Annotated in this window: 17 protein-coding genes; 5 read left to right on the top strand and 12 right to left on the bottom strand. The window is 67.6% G+C overall.

The features are described 5' to 3' along the window. Nucleotides 1-3 precede the first annotated feature (3 nt). From ACZ5TO_RS19630 to ACZ5TO_RS19600, 7 genes are all read right to left on the bottom strand, one after another. Nucleotides 4-762 (bottom strand): iron ABC transporter ATP-binding protein, encoded by a 759-nt coding sequence (locus ACZ5TO_RS19630; RefSeq protein WP_464800913.1) that lies wholly within the window; start codon nt 760-762, stop codon nt 4-6. Next, the gene (locus ACZ5TO_RS19625; RefSeq protein ID WP_464800912.1) at nt 759-1,700 is read right to left on the bottom strand and encodes an iron chelate uptake ABC transporter family permease subunit; all 942 of its coding nucleotides are present in this window, start codon (nt 1,698-1,700) and stop codon (nt 759-761) included. The genes ACZ5TO_RS19630 and ACZ5TO_RS19625 overlap by 4 nt, the downstream gene beginning before the upstream one ends. Further along, entirely contained in the window at nt 1,693-2,670 is a 978-nt protein-coding gene (locus tag ACZ5TO_RS19620; protein WP_464800911.1) for an ABC transporter permease, read from the bottom strand. The genes ACZ5TO_RS19625 and ACZ5TO_RS19620 overlap by 8 nt, the downstream gene beginning before the upstream one ends. Continuing rightward, nucleotides 2,667-3,569, bottom strand: coding sequence for a siderophore ABC transporter substrate-binding protein (locus tag ACZ5TO_RS19615; protein WP_464800910.1), 903 nt, complete (start codon nt 3,567-3,569; stop codon nt 2,667-2,669). Before ACZ5TO_RS19615 ends, ACZ5TO_RS19620 begins: the two co-directional genes overlap by 4 nt. Nucleotides 3,570-3,594: 25 nt before the next feature. Further along, nucleotides 3,595-3,894, bottom strand: coding sequence for a DUF2218 domain-containing protein (locus tag ACZ5TO_RS19610; RefSeq protein ID WP_464800909.1), 300 nt, complete (start codon nt 3,892-3,894; stop codon nt 3,595-3,597). Between the two features lie 90 nt (nt 3,895-3,984). Further along, entirely contained in the window at nt 3,985-5,598 is a 1,614-nt protein-coding gene (locus ACZ5TO_RS19605) for an alpha/beta hydrolase-fold protein (RefSeq protein WP_464800908.1), read from the bottom strand. Next, nucleotides 5,592-7,739, bottom strand: a complete 2,148-nt coding sequence (locus ACZ5TO_RS19600) for a TonB-dependent siderophore receptor (protein ID WP_464800907.1) — start codon at nt 7,737-7,739, stop codon at nt 5,592-5,594. Before ACZ5TO_RS19600 ends, ACZ5TO_RS19605 begins: the two co-directional genes overlap by 7 nt. Before the next feature lie 230 nt (nt 7,740-7,969). Between ACZ5TO_RS19600 and ACZ5TO_RS19595 the strand changes: the two genes are divergently transcribed. Continuing rightward, nucleotides 7,970-8,845 (top strand): helix-turn-helix transcriptional regulator, encoded by an 876-nt coding sequence (locus ACZ5TO_RS19595; RefSeq protein ID WP_464800906.1) that lies wholly within the window; start codon nt 7,970-7,972, stop codon nt 8,843-8,845. Between the two features lie 12 nt (nt 8,846-8,857). Here ACZ5TO_RS19595 and ACZ5TO_RS19590 read toward each other — a convergent pair whose 3' ends face one another. The 5 genes from ACZ5TO_RS19590 to ACZ5TO_RS19570 all read right to left on the bottom strand — a co-directional run bounded on the left by ACZ5TO_RS19590 (nt 8,858) and on the right by ACZ5TO_RS19570 (nt 12,714). Then, complete coding sequence (locus ACZ5TO_RS19590) at nt 8,858-10,216, bottom strand: MBL fold metallo-hydrolase RNA specificity domain-containing protein (RefSeq protein WP_464800905.1); 1,359 nt, start codon at nt 10,214-10,216, stop codon at nt 8,858-8,860. A gap of 15 nt (nt 10,217-10,231) precedes the next feature. After that, nucleotides 10,232-10,543, bottom strand: a complete 312-nt coding sequence (locus tag ACZ5TO_RS19585; RefSeq protein WP_464800904.1) for a phasin family protein — start codon at nt 10,541-10,543, stop codon at nt 10,232-10,234. A gap of 38 nt (nt 10,544-10,581) precedes the next feature. Beyond that, nucleotides 10,582-11,412 (bottom strand): universal stress protein, encoded by an 831-nt coding sequence (locus tag ACZ5TO_RS19580; protein WP_464800903.1) that lies wholly within the window; start codon nt 11,410-11,412, stop codon nt 10,582-10,584. Nucleotides 11,413-11,522: 110 nt separating this feature from the next. Continuing rightward, nucleotides 11,523-12,158: an NrsF family protein gene (locus tag ACZ5TO_RS19575; RefSeq protein WP_464800902.1), complete on the bottom strand. Its 636-nt coding sequence runs from the start codon at nt 12,156-12,158 to the stop codon at nt 11,523-11,525. Between the two features lies 1 nt (nt 12,159). Next, a complete protein-coding gene (locus ACZ5TO_RS19570) occupies nt 12,160-12,714 on the bottom strand; it encodes a sigma-70 family RNA polymerase sigma factor (protein ID WP_464800901.1) in 555 nt (184 codons plus the stop codon). Nucleotides 12,715-12,937: 223 nt separating this feature from the next. Between ACZ5TO_RS19570 and ACZ5TO_RS19565 the strand changes: the two genes are divergently transcribed. The 4 genes from ACZ5TO_RS19565 to ACZ5TO_RS19550 all read left to right on the top strand — a co-directional run bounded on the left by ACZ5TO_RS19565 (nt 12,938) and on the right by ACZ5TO_RS19550 (nt 15,403). Further along, nucleotides 12,938-13,222 carry a BufA1 family periplasmic bufferin-type metallophore gene (locus tag ACZ5TO_RS19565; RefSeq protein ID WP_464800900.1) on the top strand — a complete coding sequence of 95 codons (285 nt, stop codon included), beginning with the start codon at nt 12,938-12,940 and terminating at the stop codon, nt 13,220-13,222. A gap of 68 nt (nt 13,223-13,290) precedes the next feature. Then, entirely contained in the window at nt 13,291-14,145 is an 855-nt protein-coding gene (gene bufB, locus ACZ5TO_RS19560; RefSeq protein ID WP_464800899.1) for an MNIO family bufferin maturase, read from the top strand. A gap of 3 nt (nt 14,146-14,148) precedes the next feature. Further along, nucleotides 14,149-14,934: an HvfC/BufC family peptide modification chaperone gene (locus ACZ5TO_RS19555; protein ID WP_464800898.1), complete on the top strand. Its 786-nt coding sequence runs from the start codon at nt 14,149-14,151 to the stop codon at nt 14,932-14,934. After that, the gene (locus ACZ5TO_RS19550; RefSeq protein WP_464800897.1) at nt 14,912-15,403 is read left to right on the top strand and encodes a DoxX family protein; all 492 of its coding nucleotides are present in this window, start codon (nt 14,912-14,914) and stop codon (nt 15,401-15,403) included. Before ACZ5TO_RS19555 ends, ACZ5TO_RS19550 begins: the two co-directional genes overlap by 23 nt. The last annotated feature ends 79 nt before the right edge of the window (nt 15,404-15,482 follow it).

Here is a 15,482-nt window from a genome sequence, read left to right as displayed (position 1 = left end):
CGCCTAGAGCTGGTGCAGCACGAACGGCCTTCCGCCGATCGTCTCCACGGGTGCGCGCAGGCCGAAGACGACTTCCAGCATGTCGGGGGTGAGAATGTCGCAAGGGGCGCCGTCGGCAAGGATCCGCCCGCCCTTCATGGCGATGATCCGGTCGGCATGAGCACTCGCCTGGTTGATGTCGTGCAGGACGATCACGACGGTCTTGCCGTTCTCGTCGGCGGCAGCGCGCAGCGCGCGCATCAGCTCGCGGGCATAGTACATGTCGAGATTGTTCAGCGGCTCGTCGAGCAGCAGGTAATCCGTGCCTTGCGCGAACGCCATGGCGACGAGCGCGCGCTGGCGCTGGCCGCCCGACAGCGTCTCGATGAAGCGGCCTGCAAGATCGGCAAGGTCGAAGCGGGCGAGCGCGGCGTCGACGATGGCATGGTCCGCTGCCGAAAGGCGACCTCGGCCATGCGGGAAGCGGCCGAAGCTGACGAGTTCGCGCACGGTGAGGCGGCTTGCCACCGTCGTGTCCTGCCGCAGGATCGCGACCACCCTCGCAAGCTGCCGGCCGGGCGTGGCGTCCACCGGAAGGCCATCGATTTGGATGTTGCCCATCTGAAGCGGCTGCAGGCGCGCGACGAGCGAGAGGAGCGTCGATTTTCCCGCGCCGTTCGGCCCGACCAGCGCCACGACGCCGCCCTTGTCGATCGTCAGCGTGATATCGCTGAGGATCGGCACCGTGCGGTGACGGAAGGAGACGTTTTCGATGCGGATCATGAGCGGCTCCCGAGGACCAGCAGCAGAAGGAAGACGAGGCCGCCGAAGAATTCGATGACGACGCCGAGCGCGGTCGCACTGCCGAAGCCGTGCTGGAACAGCGTCTGCCCGCCGACGAGGACGGTGATGCCGGTCAATGCGGCGGCCGGCAGGAGCCGGGCGTGACGGCGGGTCACCACCAGACGCTCGGCGAGAGCCGCCACCAGCAGGCCGAAGAAGGCGACCGGCCCGACAAGCGCAGTGGAGACGGCGACGAGCGCTGAGACGAGAAGCAAAAGGCCGGTGACGGACGCCGCCCAGTTCACGCCGAGGCCGGTTGCCGCGTCCGGCCCGAGCGAAACGACGTCGAGCACATGCCGCGCCCGCCAGGCGAAGATCGCGGCAAGGACCGTGACGACGGCGGCGAAGGCAAGGAGATCGGTGCGCACCGCGTTGAAATTGGCGAAGCTCGCCGTCTGCGCCACGGCGAAGTCGTTGGGATCGATGAGGCGGGCGAGCAGGAAATAAAGGCTACGGAAGAGGACACCGAAGACGACGCCGGCGAGCAGCATCAACCCCATGTCGAGCCGGCGCTTCAGCATGGGCAGGAGCAGCCCCGAGGCAAGCGCCATCAGGACCAGCACCTCCACGGCGAATTTCACCTGCGGGTCGAGGCCCACATAGCCGACGCCGCCGAGCAGGAAGACCATCAGCATCTGGCCGAAGAGATAGAGCGCGTCGAGGCCCATGACCGAGGGGGTGAGAATGCGGTTTCCGGTGACGGTCTGGAAGATGACCGTCGAGATGGCGATGGCGACGCCCACCTGCGCCAGCGCCGCGAGCTTGAGAAGGCGCAGCTCCAGCACGAAGGCGATGTTGCCCTTGAGCCCGATGAGCAGGAACGCCAAGGCCGAAAGCAGCGCGGCGGCGGCAAGGGCGAGAAGGCGGCGGTCAGCCATGGCCGCCCCGCCGGAAGAGCAGCCAGAGGAAGATCGACCCGCCCGCAACGCCAATCACCGTGCCGACCGGAATCTCGTAAGGGTAGCGGATGAGGCGCCCGGCGATATCGCAGGCAAGCACCAGCCCGGCCCCGCCCGCCGCGACCCAGCCGAGCGTACCGCGCACATTGTCGCCCATCAGCCGCGAGACGATGTTCGGCACGGCGAGCCCGACGAAGGGGATCATGCCGACGACCACGACCGAGAGCGCGGTGATGACGGAGACGATGACGAGGCCGACCTGCATCATGCGCGCATAGTCGATGCCGAGCCCGATGCTCGCCTCGCGGCCGAGCGCCATGATGGTCAGCCGGTCAGCGACGAGGAAGGCGGCGGCGACCATCAGCGCGGCGATCCACAGGAGCTCGTAGCGCCCGCGAAGCACGCCGGAAAAGTCGCCGTTCGTCCAGACCGAGAGGAACTGCAGAAGGTCGGCCTGCCAGGCGGCATAGGTCGCCGCCGCGCCGATGACGCCGCCGTAGACGATGCCGAAGAGCGGCACGAGATAGGGCTGGGCGGGCGGCAGGCGCTGCGCCGTCGCAAGGAACACCGACGTGCCGGCAAGCGCCGCACCGGCGGCAAGGAGCGTCTTCACGGGCAGGCTCGCAGCGGGAAAGAAGAGCGTGACGAGGAGGATGCCGAGTTCCGCACTCTGCGCCGTGCCGGCCGTCGCCGGCTCGACGAAGCGGTTGCGCGAGAGCGTCTGCATGATGAGGCCGGCAATGGCGAGCCCCGCGCCGCTGAGGACGGCGGCGAGCGTGCGCGGCAGGCGGCTGACGAGAAGGAGCTGCAGCGCGTCGGGATCGGACAGCACCCTGCCGGGCGGCAGCGGGCTGACGCCGACGGCAAGGCTCACGGCGAAAAGCGCCGCAAGGCCGAGGCCCGCGGCGGCCTTCGCCCGCAAGGATGAGGTGGAAAGGGCAGCGCTCATTTCGCGGCGGCGAAGGCCTCCGTGATCGCCGACAGCACGCGCTCCAGCGACTGCACGCCGCCCGCCGAGATGTAGAAATCCGGCGCCGGCAGGTAGACGACCTGCCCCTTCTTCCAGGCCGTGGTCTCGGCGACCAGCTCGTTGTCGAGCGTGACCTTCGCGGCCTGCTCGTTGGAGCCGACGGCGGCGGCGCGGTCGAGCACCAGCAGCCAGTCGGGATTGGCCTGGCGGATGAACTCGAAGGAGACCGCCTCGCCGTGGGTCGCCGTTTCGATATCGGCGATGGCCGGCGCAAGGCCGAGCGCCGCATGCACCCAGCCGAAGCGCGAGCCGGGGCCGTAGGTGGAAACCTTCGGCCCGTTGGTCATGACGATGAGCGCATTGCCCTTGGCGGCGACCGCCGCCTTCGCCGCGGCGAGCTTCGCGTCGAGACCGGCGGCGATGGCGTCCGCCTCGGCTTGCTTGCCGAAGAGGGCGCCGTAGGAGGCGAGCCGCTGCCTGGCCTGGGCAAAGAGATCGTCGCCGTCGATGGTCATGTCGATGGTCTGCGCGACCTGCGCGACGGTCTCTGCCCTTGCGGCCGAGCGGGCGCCGACGATGACGAGGTCGGGCGCAAGCGCGCTCAGGGCCTCGAGGTCCGGCTCGAACAGCGTGCCGATTTCCGTCGCGCCTTCCTTCATCGGCTCCAGTTCCGGCACGTAGAGCTTGTCGGGCACGCCGGCCGGGCGGATGCCGAGGCGGGAGAGCGTGTCGATCGCGGCGACGTCATAGACGGCGACGGTCTTCGGCATCGCCTCGACCGCAACGGTGCCGCGCGCCGTCACGACATCCACGGCGTTGGCGGGAAGAGCGAAGAGAAGGGCGGCGGCAAGCGCCGCGAGCGGGCGGAAATCTTTCATGGTTTTACCTTCGATGCTGAAATGCTCAGGCGGCCCTGTCCTGCCGCCGCCAGTCGAGCGCCGCCATGTCCTCGCGGAAGGCGAAGCGGACGAGATGCGATTCGACGATCGACTGCACCTGCGCCAGCCCCTCCTCGTCACCGGCGCGGGCGAGCATGCGCAGGCCCGTCTCATCCGCGTCCAGCACGGCGGAGCCGCGGCCGAACCGACATTCACCATGGCTTTCCGAGTAGCTGACCTCGATCTTGTGGGCGAAGTGCTTGCACAGCTGCACCAGATATTTGGGGCCGCTTGCGGTTGTCAGGACAGCGGTGGATTCGAGCATGGCCTTTCCTTCTTCCGGACGGGCGGCAGCTTCGCCGCGCCGTAAAATATAACTCTTCTAGTCATGTTTTCTTCGCAAGGAAAGCCGGCCCTACGGCCGGTCCTTGCCGAAGAGCGCGATCAGCCCGTCCGAGATCACGCCCTGCCAGACCAGGTAGTCGTGGCCGCCGGCATAGTCGCGATAGGTGACGGGAATGCCCTTGGCCTCCAGCACGTCGCGCAGGTGCCGGCTGGTCTCCAGAATGCCGGCCGTGCCCTGCGCGCCGGTCTCGAAAAGGCCGGCGGAAAGGAAGACGCGCAGCGGCAGCGCCGGGCCGGCGGCGACCAGCCCCGCCACATACTCGCTGCGATCCTCCGGCGTGCCCGGCGGGCTCCACCAGAAGGAACCCGACATGGAGAGCGCATTGCCGAAGACCTGCGGGTGGCGCAGGGCAATCGTCACGGCGGCAAGCCCGCCATAGCTCGATCCGGCCAGCACCGTGCGCGCGGCCGGCGCCGCAAGGCCGGTTTCCTTCACCACGAACGGATAGAGCTCCTTTGCCATGAAATCCGCGAAGGCGGGATTGGCGGGCAGTTCGCGCGCCCTCGCCTCGCGATCGGGATTGGCGACGAAGACCGCCACGACCGGCGGCACCGCACCGGCAGCGATCATGTTGCCGAGGATGCGCGGCACCGGCACGCGCTCCAGATACTGGTCCGCATCGAAGACGAAGAGCAGGATCGTCCGCTTGTCCGCGGGGTCGAAGCCGGCCGGCCGGTAGATGGTGATATCCCGCCGGTTGCCGAGGGTCGGGCTCTCGATGGAAAGCCGCTCCAGCGTGCCCGCCGGGCTGCCCCTTTCGGCGAGCCATGGCTGCGGCGGCGCGGCGGCAAGCTCCAGCACGGAATCCTGGTTGTAGGCGTCCGCCGCATCGGCCGGCCACGGATGGCGGTTCAGCGGATCCGCCTTCGCCGTCGCGAGGATGGCGACGCGCCGGTCCCGCGCGGTGCCCGGCACGTCGGGCACGTCGAAGGCGAGCTGGTAGGAAAGCCGCGTGCCGTCCGGCACCTCGAAGCTCTTGAACCAGATATCGGACGTGCCGAGCCGCTGCAGTTCCTCATGGTCGCCGCTCGGCGCGCCGAAGAGGCGGATGTTGCGCTCCGCGCCCCGGCCGAGGAAGGTGACGATCCTGTGCCCTTCCCGCCCGTCCTCGACGAGGGGCGTGCCCTTTGACGCCACCATGGCCCAGAAGGCATCCGTCGACTGGCCGGCGGCAAGAGCGGCGGCCATGTCGGCAATCGTCGGGCTGAGATAATCCGGCGGCGGCGGAAGCTGGTCGGCGGCGGACACCTTGCGCTCGATCGCCAGCGCATAGGCGCCGGGCTCCGTTGCGCTCACCACCAGCCGGCCGTCCGGCCGCTCCGCCACGAACTGGAAGTCGGCAACGCCTCCCGCCCCCTCGGCAAGACGGCGCAGGTGCCGGCCTTCCGCATCGACGAGGTCGAGATCGAACCGGCCCGCCGTCACGCGCAGCCGGCCCTTGAGGTAATCGCCGGCGGAGGCCTGCGGGTCGAAGGCCTGCCGCGCCCCGGCGGCCGTGGCCGCGCCCTGCGCCTCGCCGTTTGCGGCAAGCGGCACGGCCTGCGGCGTCTCCGCCGCAGGCACGGGTGTCATCGAAAGGCCCATGGCGAGAAGCCCAAGCCCGATGGTCCTCAACCTCACCATTGCTTCTTCAGCGTCGCGACGATGCTGCGGCCTTCGCCGTAGAAGCAGGCGTAGGCATTCGCGCAGGAGGCCACATAGCGCTCGTCGCCGATGTTCTTGACGTTGACCTGGAGCGAGAGCCCGGCAAGGTCCGGGTTCTTCACGCCGAAATCGTAGGACGCCATGGCGTCGAACAGCGTCACCGCGCCGACCTTGAACGTATTGGCGCCGTCGCCCCAGCTCGTGCCGATGTAGCGCAGGCCCCCGCCGATGGTCAGCCCTTCGAGCGCGCCGGAATCGGCCGTGTAGGTCGCCCAGAGCGAGGCCTGGTGCTGCGGGATGCGCGAGGGCATCTTGCCGACCTCGTCGGTCGTGACCGACTCCTTCACGACGGAGTCGATGTAGCTGTAGCTCGCAAGCAGGGCGACGGTGTTCGTGACTTCGGCCCGGGCGGAAAGCTCCACGCCGCGATTGTGGATCTTGCCGGTCTGGTAATAGGTAGGCCCCGGCCACGTCATGCCGATGACGTCCTTCTGCGTCAGGTCGTAGTAGGCGGCCGTCAGCAGCAGGCCGGAGCCTTCCGGCGCATATTTCACGCCGGTCTCGAACTGGTCGGCGGTCGTCGGCTTGAAGGCGGGCTTGCCGGCCAGCGCCATGTAGAGCGCCGGCTCGAAGGACGTCGCGTAGCTGACATAGGGCGCAATGCCGTTGTCGAAGGCGTAGAGCGCGCCGGCGCGCCAGGTCAGGGCGCCTTCGTCATAGGACTGGTCGTTGGTGCCGAGAAGGTCATCGATCTCGGTCTGCGCCCGGTCGTAGCGCAGCCCCGCCAGGAGGTTCAGTCCACCGATCTCCACCTGGTCCTGAAGGTAGACACCGGCCTGCCGCGCCGTCGTGTCCGAAAGCTCGCTCGGCGCCAGCACGGTGGAGCTGAAATCGTACGTGCCGTATTGCGGATCGGTCAGGTCGATGGTGGGCGCGGCGGCCGAACCCCACTCGTAGTTCCGCTTGCGATAGCGGAAGTCCACGGCGCCGAGCAGCGTGTGCTCGGCCGCCCCCGTCGAGAACTTCGCCTCGAGCTGGTTGTCGAGGGTGAACTGGCCCCAGTTGTCCGTGCCGCCGCGGGCGCTGCGGTTGAGGATCGTGTTGTTGCCGGTGACGGGATCGGGCGACAGCCAGCCGTAGACCAAGGTATGCTGCAGCCAGTCGACATGATGGTAGCGCGCATTCTGGCGGAAGGTCAGGTTGTCGTTGAACTCGTGCTTGAACTCGTAGCCGATCCACGCCTGCGTGCGCTCGGAACGCTCGAAGCCGGGATCGGAGACGAAGAAATCGCGCGGCACGAAGCCGAAGCCCGGGATCGGCGTGACGGTGCCCGCCGCATCGAGGAAGTTGCGGTAGCCGGCATCCGGCTCGTACTGGTATCCGCCAAGCACCGTCAGCGACGTGCCCTCGTCCGGCGACCAGGTGACGGACGGCGCGACGGCGAAGGACTTCTGCCTGGCGAAATTCTCCTGCAGATCGCGCGACAGGCCCGTAACGGCGAGGCGATAGGCGAAATCCTCGTCGATCACGTCGCTGATGTCGAAGCCGCCGGAGACATAGCCGTCCGTGCCGAGGGAAAGCTCCACCTCGCGCAGCGGCGCGCCGGTCGGCTTCTTGCTGACCATGTTGACGATGCCGCCGGGATTGGCCTGCCCGTAGAGCACGGAGGCAGGCCCCGAGATCAGCTCGACGCGCTCCAGGAGATAGGGATCGATCTTGGCATAGGAGAGATCGCCGCCGAGGAAGAGGCCGTCGAGATATTTCGGCACATAGGAGAAACCGCGCACGAAGATCTCGTCGCGCAGGTTGGAGGCGCCGCGATATTCCGTGAAGACGCCGGGCGTATAGCGCAGCGCCTCGGCGACGGACTGGGCGTGCTGGTCCTCGATCTGCTCCTTCGAGACGACGGAGACGGTCTGCGGCGTCCTGGCGATCGGCGTGTCGGTCTTGGTGCCGGCAAGGCTTTTCTTCGCGACGTAGCCGCCGACCGGGCCGTCGCCCCTCTCGTCGGTGCCGCCCTCGACGACCACCGCTTCCAGCGCGGTACTGTCCTCGCCGGCCTTCCTCTCCTGCGCAGCAGCCGCGTTCAGCGTCACAATGCTCGCTGCGGCCAAAAGCATGATCCGATGCCGACCGACAGACGGCGAAAGAGTGCCCCACATTTTCCCGAACCCATACACACGAAGGCCGGCGCGACGGCCGGCGATTAAACTTGATTAACGCAGTCAACTATGCCAGTAGCTTGGTTCGGCTGTCGACCGCAAAGACTTTCGCGCAGGCTTCAGAAAACTTCGCGCAGGAGGCAGCCGCAGTCATATCGGCGGGTCGGGCGATGCGAGAGGGCGGCGTCTTGAACATCAGGATCAAACCGGAAATTCCCCAGCACCTCTTCGTGGGCGCAATGGACGGTCCGGCAAGCTGCACGCCGGACGACAACCTCTACGACGTCTGGCCGAAATTCCTGCTGATGGTGCTGCTGCAGGGCCAGCAGCATTTCGTGATGGACGGGGAGCATTTCCGCATCGAGGCGGGCGACGAGGCCCATCCGGAGCCGGTCGTCTTCCTGCTGAACGTCGCGCGCGACTGCCAGCTCCGGTTCGTCAACGAGAGCACCACGCCGCTGCGCAAGGTGATGATCTCCGCACCGCAGCCGTGGATCGACCGCCTCATCCGCTCGCAGCCGACGAGCATGCCCAAGCTGAGGGCGTTCTTCTCCCGGCACCTCGCCACCTTCCGCTTTGCGCCGAACCGGCATCTCGTCCAGACCGCCGAGCATATCCTCAAGCCGCCGGTGGCGATGGCGGGCGAGCTCCTGACGCTCCATCGCAATGCCCATGCCTTCGACATCCTGTGCCAGGCCTGCTCGGTGCTGGTGGAGGCGGACAGGGCCGCGCCGAACCAGCCGTCGGCGGGAAGCCGGCGGCAGAGCGAGAAGGTGCGCGACTACATCCTCGCCCATGTCTGCGAGGACCTGACGCTGGAGCGCATCGCGCGGGCGGTGGGCATCAGCACGTCCTCCATCCAGCGTCATTTCAAGGAGCGTTTCGGCATCGCCGTATCGGATTTCATCCGCCAGCAGCGGCTGGAGACGGCGCGCATCGCGCTGGAGCGGGACGGTATCCCGATCTCGCAGGCCGCCTATCTCGCCGGCTACCGCAATCCCTCCAGCTTCACCACGGCCTTCAAGAAGGCCTACGGCGTCACCCCCAAGCACCGCCGGGCCTGAAGCCGGCCGGGTTCAAAGCTCGAATTCCTGATCGAGACGCGGCACGACGCTCGGCCATCCGAGCTCCCGCGCAATGCGGATACGCAGGGCTTCCGACGCCTCCGCCTCGCCATGCACGATGAAGACCTTGCGCGGCGGGCGCGGGCAGGCGGAGAGCCATCGCATCAGCTCGCCGGCATCGGCATGGGCCGAGAGCATGTCGAGATGGGCCACCTCCGCCTTGACCGGCACCCAGTCGCCGTGGATCTTCAGTTCGGCCGCGCCCTCCTGCAACGAGCGGCCCCGCGTTCCGGCGGCCTGGAAGCCGGCAAGCAGGATCGTGTTGCGCGCATCGGGCGCAAAGGCCTTCAGATGGTGCAGGACGCGGCCGCCGGTCGCCATGCCCGATGCGGAAATGACGATCTTGGGAAAGCGGTTCGCGCTGATCGCCTTCGAGGCCTCGACATCCTGCGCATGGCGGGCGATGGCGCTGACCGCCCTGCAGGTCTCCCCGCCGAGGCGATGGTCCTGCATGTGGCGGCCCAGAAGGCCGGTCGCCTCGATCGCCATGGGGCTGTCGAGGAACAGCGGAACCGCGGGCAGGCGGCCCGCCTTCTCCAGCTTCCAGAAATAATAGAGGAGCTCCTGCGCCCGCCCGACGGCAAAGGCCGGAATGACGAGCGTGCCGCCCCGTCCGATCGTCCGCTCGACGATCGCGCCCAGCGCCGCGGCCGGATCGGTCCTGTCGTGGAGGCGGTCGCCGTAGGTGGATTCGATCAGGATATAGTCGGCCGCCGGCGGCGGGGCCGGGTCCGGCATGAGCGGATCGCCATAGCGGCCGATATCGCCGGAAAAGAGGATGCGCCGGCCGCCCCATTCGAGGTCGACGCTCGCCGCGCCGAGGATATGCCCCGCAGGCCGGAAGCGGAACGACGCGCCGCCGGCAAGCCGCACCGTCTGGCCGAAGGCCACGGTCGAGAAGTGCCCGACCGCTCTTTGCGCCTCCCGCACGCCATAGAGCGGCAGGGCCGGCCGGTGCCGCGACAGTGCGTGCCGGTTGAGGAATTCCGCATCCTTTTCCTGCAGATGACCGCTGTCCATCAGGATCAGTTCGGCGACGTCCCGGGTCGCCGGCGTCGCGTAGACCTTGCCATGATAGCCGTCCCGCACCAGCCGCGGCAGGTATCCGCAATGATCGAGATGCGCATGGGTCAGGATCACCGCGTCGATATCGTGCGGCGGGACCGGCAGCGGCGCCCAATTGAGTTCGCGCAGGTTCTTCAGGCCCTGGAAGAGGCCGCAATCGACGAGGATACGATGCCCGTCGAGGGTGAGCAGATGCTTGGAGCCGGTAACGGTTCCCGCCCCGCCGAGCGATTTCAGTGAAAGCACGTTCCCTCCGATACTCTATTGCGGCGGCTCGTCGGCGGCCTCCGCGACCGTATCGACACCGCGCCGCAGATCCTCGAGACCGGCTGCGACGGACTTTTCGGCAAGCTCCGTCTGGCAGACCAGCACGCTCAGCGGATCGCTGCATTCGGCAAGGTTCTGCAGATGCGCGGCCTGGTCCTGAAGCAGCCGCGAGGCCGCGACCAGCCAGTAGCGATGCATCGCCAGGCCGATCTCGAACGGCGCCCGGAGGAAAGGCTCCGTGCCGATCACCGGCCAGGCAAGGGGTGCGGCGGCATGCTCGGTCGTCATCGTATCGCATTCAGGCATAGTCACCTCCTGTCGTCTTTTCGGAACATCCTATGCCGTCACCGCATCAGGAAGACCGGCACGTCGCAGTCTTCGAGGATCGACGCGGTGACGCCGCCGAAGACCCGCTCGTGCAGACGCGAATGGCCGTAGGCGCCCATGACGATCATGTCGCAGCCAAGCTCCAGCGCATGCTGGCGGATGACGTCCTGCGCCGCCCGCTCTCCGCTCGCAAGCTGCTCGATGAAGACCTTGGCGCCGTGCCGGGAGAGGAAGGCCGCCATGTCGGCGCCCGGCTCTCCGCCGTTGCCGAAATAGGAGGCGTCCGGATCGACAACGACGAGGTGGACCGCGTCGGCGCCCGCCAGCATCCCGGCGGCGGCTTTCGCGGCGCTCGCCGCCTGCGGGCGGGAATTCCAGGCGAAGAGCACGTTCTTCGGTTTCAGCGACGTCGGCCGCAGCGCCGGCATGAGGACGAGCGGCGTTCCGGAATCGAAAGCCGTGGCATTGACGGCGGCTTTGCGCAGGTCGTCATCCGAACGGATCCCCTCACCAAGAACGACCACATCGGCATACATAGCACGCATGCCGATATTGCTTTCGATGATGAAGCGGTCGTCGTAGATATGATCGATATCGAAGGAGAGGCCGCCTCTCCGGCAGCGGTCTTCCGCCTTGTGCCGGACGTCGATCAATTCGTCGATCTCCTTCTGGCGCGCATCCAGCCACGCCGCGGCGGCGGGATAGTCCACGCCGAACGTCGAGATCGCGGTCCGCAGCACCACCACCGAAAGGTGCGCCTCCAGTTCCGCCGAAAGCGCGATGGCCTTGTCGAGGTCCGCTTCGCTCGTCGCGGTGCCGATGAGCGCGAGTATGGTCTTGAATGACATGTGCAAGCTCCTTCACTGGTCCGGTTGCCCAATGAAGGAAGGCTAGCCCCTGCCGGAGGCCGCCGCGATGATCTCCGTCAAACCGTAGAAGCGCAACTTGACCTATGCCGTCACCAGCGAAGCCAGCGGCGGCCGGCAAGCGCCCCGGCCATGGTGACCACGGCAATGGCGATAGTGTACCAGGTGGCAAGGAAGAGCGGGCTGTCGTCCGGGCAATGCCAGGCATAGACAGCCGCGGCGATGGCGCCGGCGGCAAGCCCGGCCGCGGCGCCCGCAAAGGTTGGATTTTCCGGCGCACCCTTTTTCAGTGCCCAGAACTGGCCCGCCAGCGGGGCGAGCGAAAGAACCGGCACGAAGAACAGGCAGAACAGCGCGTTCCGGCCGACGAGGCTCGCCGGCCAGGCATCCGCCGGCAGCACGAAGAGTTCGGCGGCGACGGCGGCGGCGACCATCAGCGCCGGCACGGCGAGCAGCAATGCGGGGCCGCGCGTTTCCGCCCCCGGCCGGCCGATGCGCACGGCAAGCCGCGCGGCAAGGACGGCGAGCATAAAGGTGACGGCGATCTTGAAGAGCACGCGCGCGGTCTCGAAGACGCTCGCCATATTGTGGCGGATGCCGACGGTAGTAACGAGGAGAACCACCGAGACGGCGATGCCGACACCCAGCGCAAGCGCAAGCGCGCGGCCGTAGCGCAGGCCGGCAGGGGCATCTTGCGCCATCAGGGTGATCAGGTCGTCGGTCTTCATGTCATTCGCTCCGGTAGAGGGCGGCCAGCGATTTCAGCGCCCGGTGAAGGGCGACGCGCACGGCCACTTCCGTCATTTTCAGCCGCGCCGCCGTCTCGCGGATGCCCTCCCCCTCGATGGAGATCGAGCGGACGATATCGCGCTGCGGCTCCTTCAGCCGGGCGAGCATCGTTTCCGTGTCGATCCGGTCGGCCGCCTCATTCGTCTCATCCTCCGCCTCCAGGAAATCGGAGACATCGTCGATCGGCACGTTCTTCTGCCGACCCCGGCGGCGCAGGCTGTCGATCAGCTTGTTGCGCACCAGCGTCGTGAGCCACGGGCCGAGCGGGCGGGCCGGATCCCAGGTGCCGCGCTTGAGGTGAATGGCGAGCAGCACTTCCTGCACCACGTCTTCCGCCTCGCTCAGGGGCGCGCCGTAAAGGCTGCAACGCCGCCGCGCCATGGCGCGCAGATACGGCGTCACCGCGAAAAGGAAACGGCTATAGGCCTGCGCGTCGCCCTTTATGGCAAGGCGCAGCCAGTTCGCCCATTCCTCTTCACGCGCCGACTGTGTCACTGTTTCATACCCTACGCCGGGGAACACGATTTTGTTACTGCATGGAAGCAAAGATTTCCGTAATGACCGCAAGCCACTGATTTGACGATTCTTTTTCTAAAACCACCGCCCGCTGGGCAAGCCGCCGGCAGGCGAAAACGACGCAAGGCCTGTAACGAAGGCACGGCGCGCTCCGTAGCCCGCAATGCACAGCCAATGGGGCTGGCCACTAACGGAGACAAAGATGAAGACCACGATCGCCACCCTCGCCCTTGCCGGTTCGCTCGCTTCCGCGCTCGCCGCCGTCGCCACCCCGGCCGCCGCTGCCGACGACGCGAAGGAAAAGTGCTACGGCGTCGCCCTCAAGGGCCAGAACGACTGCGCCGCGGGCGCCGGCACGACCTGCGCCGGCACGTCGAAGATCGACTACCAGCAGAACGTCTTCAAGCTCGTTCCCAAGGGCACGTGCCTGTCGATGAAGACGCCGGGCGGCCACGGCATGCTGGAACAGGGCATGGCGCCGGCCTGAGGCCTGCACCCGCCCCACCGGACGGCGCCTTCGCGGCGCCGTCGCTTCTCCCGTCGAAAGGCTTCACCATGATCCCCTCCGCCCTGCCCCGGCGCGCCGGCGCCGGCTTCAAGCCCGAGCATTTCGCCGCCATCATCGCCGAACCGCAGCCCATCGGCTTCTTCGAGGTCCATGCGGAGAACTATATGGGCGCCGGCGGTCCGCCGCATGCCCAGCTTGGCCGGCTGCGGGAGGATTATGCCCTCTCGGTCCACGGCGTCGGCCTCTCCATCGGCTCCATGCAGCCGCTCGATCGCGCCCATCTTGCCCGGCTGAAGACGCTCTGCGAGCGCTACCGGCCGGAGAGCTTTTCCGAGCATCTCGCCTGGTCGACGCATGACAGCGTCTTCCTCAACGACCTCCTGCCGCTGCCCTATACGCAGGAAACGCTGGACCGCGTGGCCGACCATATCGATGAGGTGCAGGAGACCCTCGGCCGGCAGATGCTGCTCGAAAATCCCGCCACCTATGTCCTGTTTTCGGAAAGCACGATCGAGGAGACGGCTTTCCTGGCCGAGCTCACGCGGCGCACCGGCTGCGGCCTGCTGCTCGACGTCAACAACGTCTTCGTCGCCGCGACGAACCACAATCTGAACCCAAGCGACTACATCGCCCGCTTCCCGCTGGAGGCGGTGCGCGAGATCCACCTCAGCGGCCATTCGGAAACGGTGGACGAACTCGGCGCGCCGCTTCTCATCGACAGCCACGACACGCCGGTGAAGGACCCCGTCTGGGCGCTCTACGAGACGGTCATCAGCCGGACGGGGCCGGTCGCCAGCCTCATCGAATGGGACAATGACGTGCCCGCCTGGCCGGTGCTGCGGGGCGAAGCCGCCGCCGCGCAGCGCATGCTCGACGCGGCCGCGCGGCAAAGGGCGGCCTGAACCATGTCGGACGCCACCCAGAGCGCCTTCGCCGCCGGCCTCATGGAGGCGACGCCGCCGCCCGCCGGCGTCACGGCCTGGAATTCGCCCTCACCGGAGCGGCGCTACGGCGTATACCGCAACAACGTGGCGGCCAGCCTCACGGGCGCACTTGCCACGCGGTTTCCCGCGGCCGAGCGGATCGTCGGGCCCGACTTCTTCCGGGCGATGGCCGCGGTCTTCATCCGCCTCAATCCGCCGCGCTCGCCGCTGCTTCTGGCCTATGGCGACGATTTTCCGGATTTCGCGGCGAACTTCGAGCCGGCGCGGGAGATCGCCTATCTCGCGGATGTCATGCGCATCGAGGTGGCCCGCACGCGCGCTTATCATGCAGCCGACGCCGCGCCGCTCGATCCGCAGGTTCTCGCCGAGATCGCCCCCGACCGGCTGGGCGGTCTCGTCCTCGTTCCCCACCCGTCCCTCTCGGCCCTCTCCTCGCCCCATCCGGCGGTAACGATCTGGGCGATGAACGCCGGCGAGCGTCCTGTCGAACCCGTTGCGGACTGGCGGGGCCAGGACGCGCTGGTGGTCCGGCCCCACATGATCGTCGAGGTCGTGCCGCTTCCGCCCGCCGGCGCGCCCTTCTTCGGGCATCTGGCGCAAGGCCGCGCACTTGCCGAAGCCGCGAGCGCGGCCATGGCAGCCGATGCCGCCTTCGACCTTTCCGCAAATCTCGCAATCCTGCTCCGTGCCGGAGCCTTCACAGCCATCAGGAAGGACCAAGACGATGAAGACCGCGACCATGCCTGACCTCGCCGTATCGCTGCCGCATCGCCTTGTCGAACGGGCGATACAGGCGCTCGGCCATATCCCGAGCGACGTCATCGCCCTTGTCGCGCGCCTTTCCATAGCCGGCGTCTTCTGGCGATCCGGCGAAACGAAGCTGGACGGCTGGTCGGTCTCCGACAGCGCGGTCTATCTTTTCGAGAACGAGTACAGGCTGCCGCTGATCGATCCCTGGCTTGCCGCGCATCTCGCAGCCTTCGCCGAGCATGTCTTCCCGGTCCTCCTCGTCGTCGGCCTTGCCAGCCGGTTCTCCGCGCTGGCACTCCTGGCGATGACGCTGGTGATCGAGATCTTCGTCTATCCGGATGCCTGGCCGACGCACGGCACATGGGCCGCCTGCCTCCTCTTCATCGCCGCGCGGGGCCCGGGGCTTTTCTCCATCGACGCGCTGATCGCCCGGCGGACCCGGAACCGGCATCGATCCGGCGCCTGACGGCAAGGCAAACAGCGCGCACCGCCAAAAAAGGGGTGTCGCTCCACCCGGACTCGTGCAAGAACGGCACCTTCATGGC

Source organism: Shinella sp. Sh6, assembly GCF_055392685.1.
This window is presented reverse-complemented; position numbering and strand designations above follow the sequence as displayed.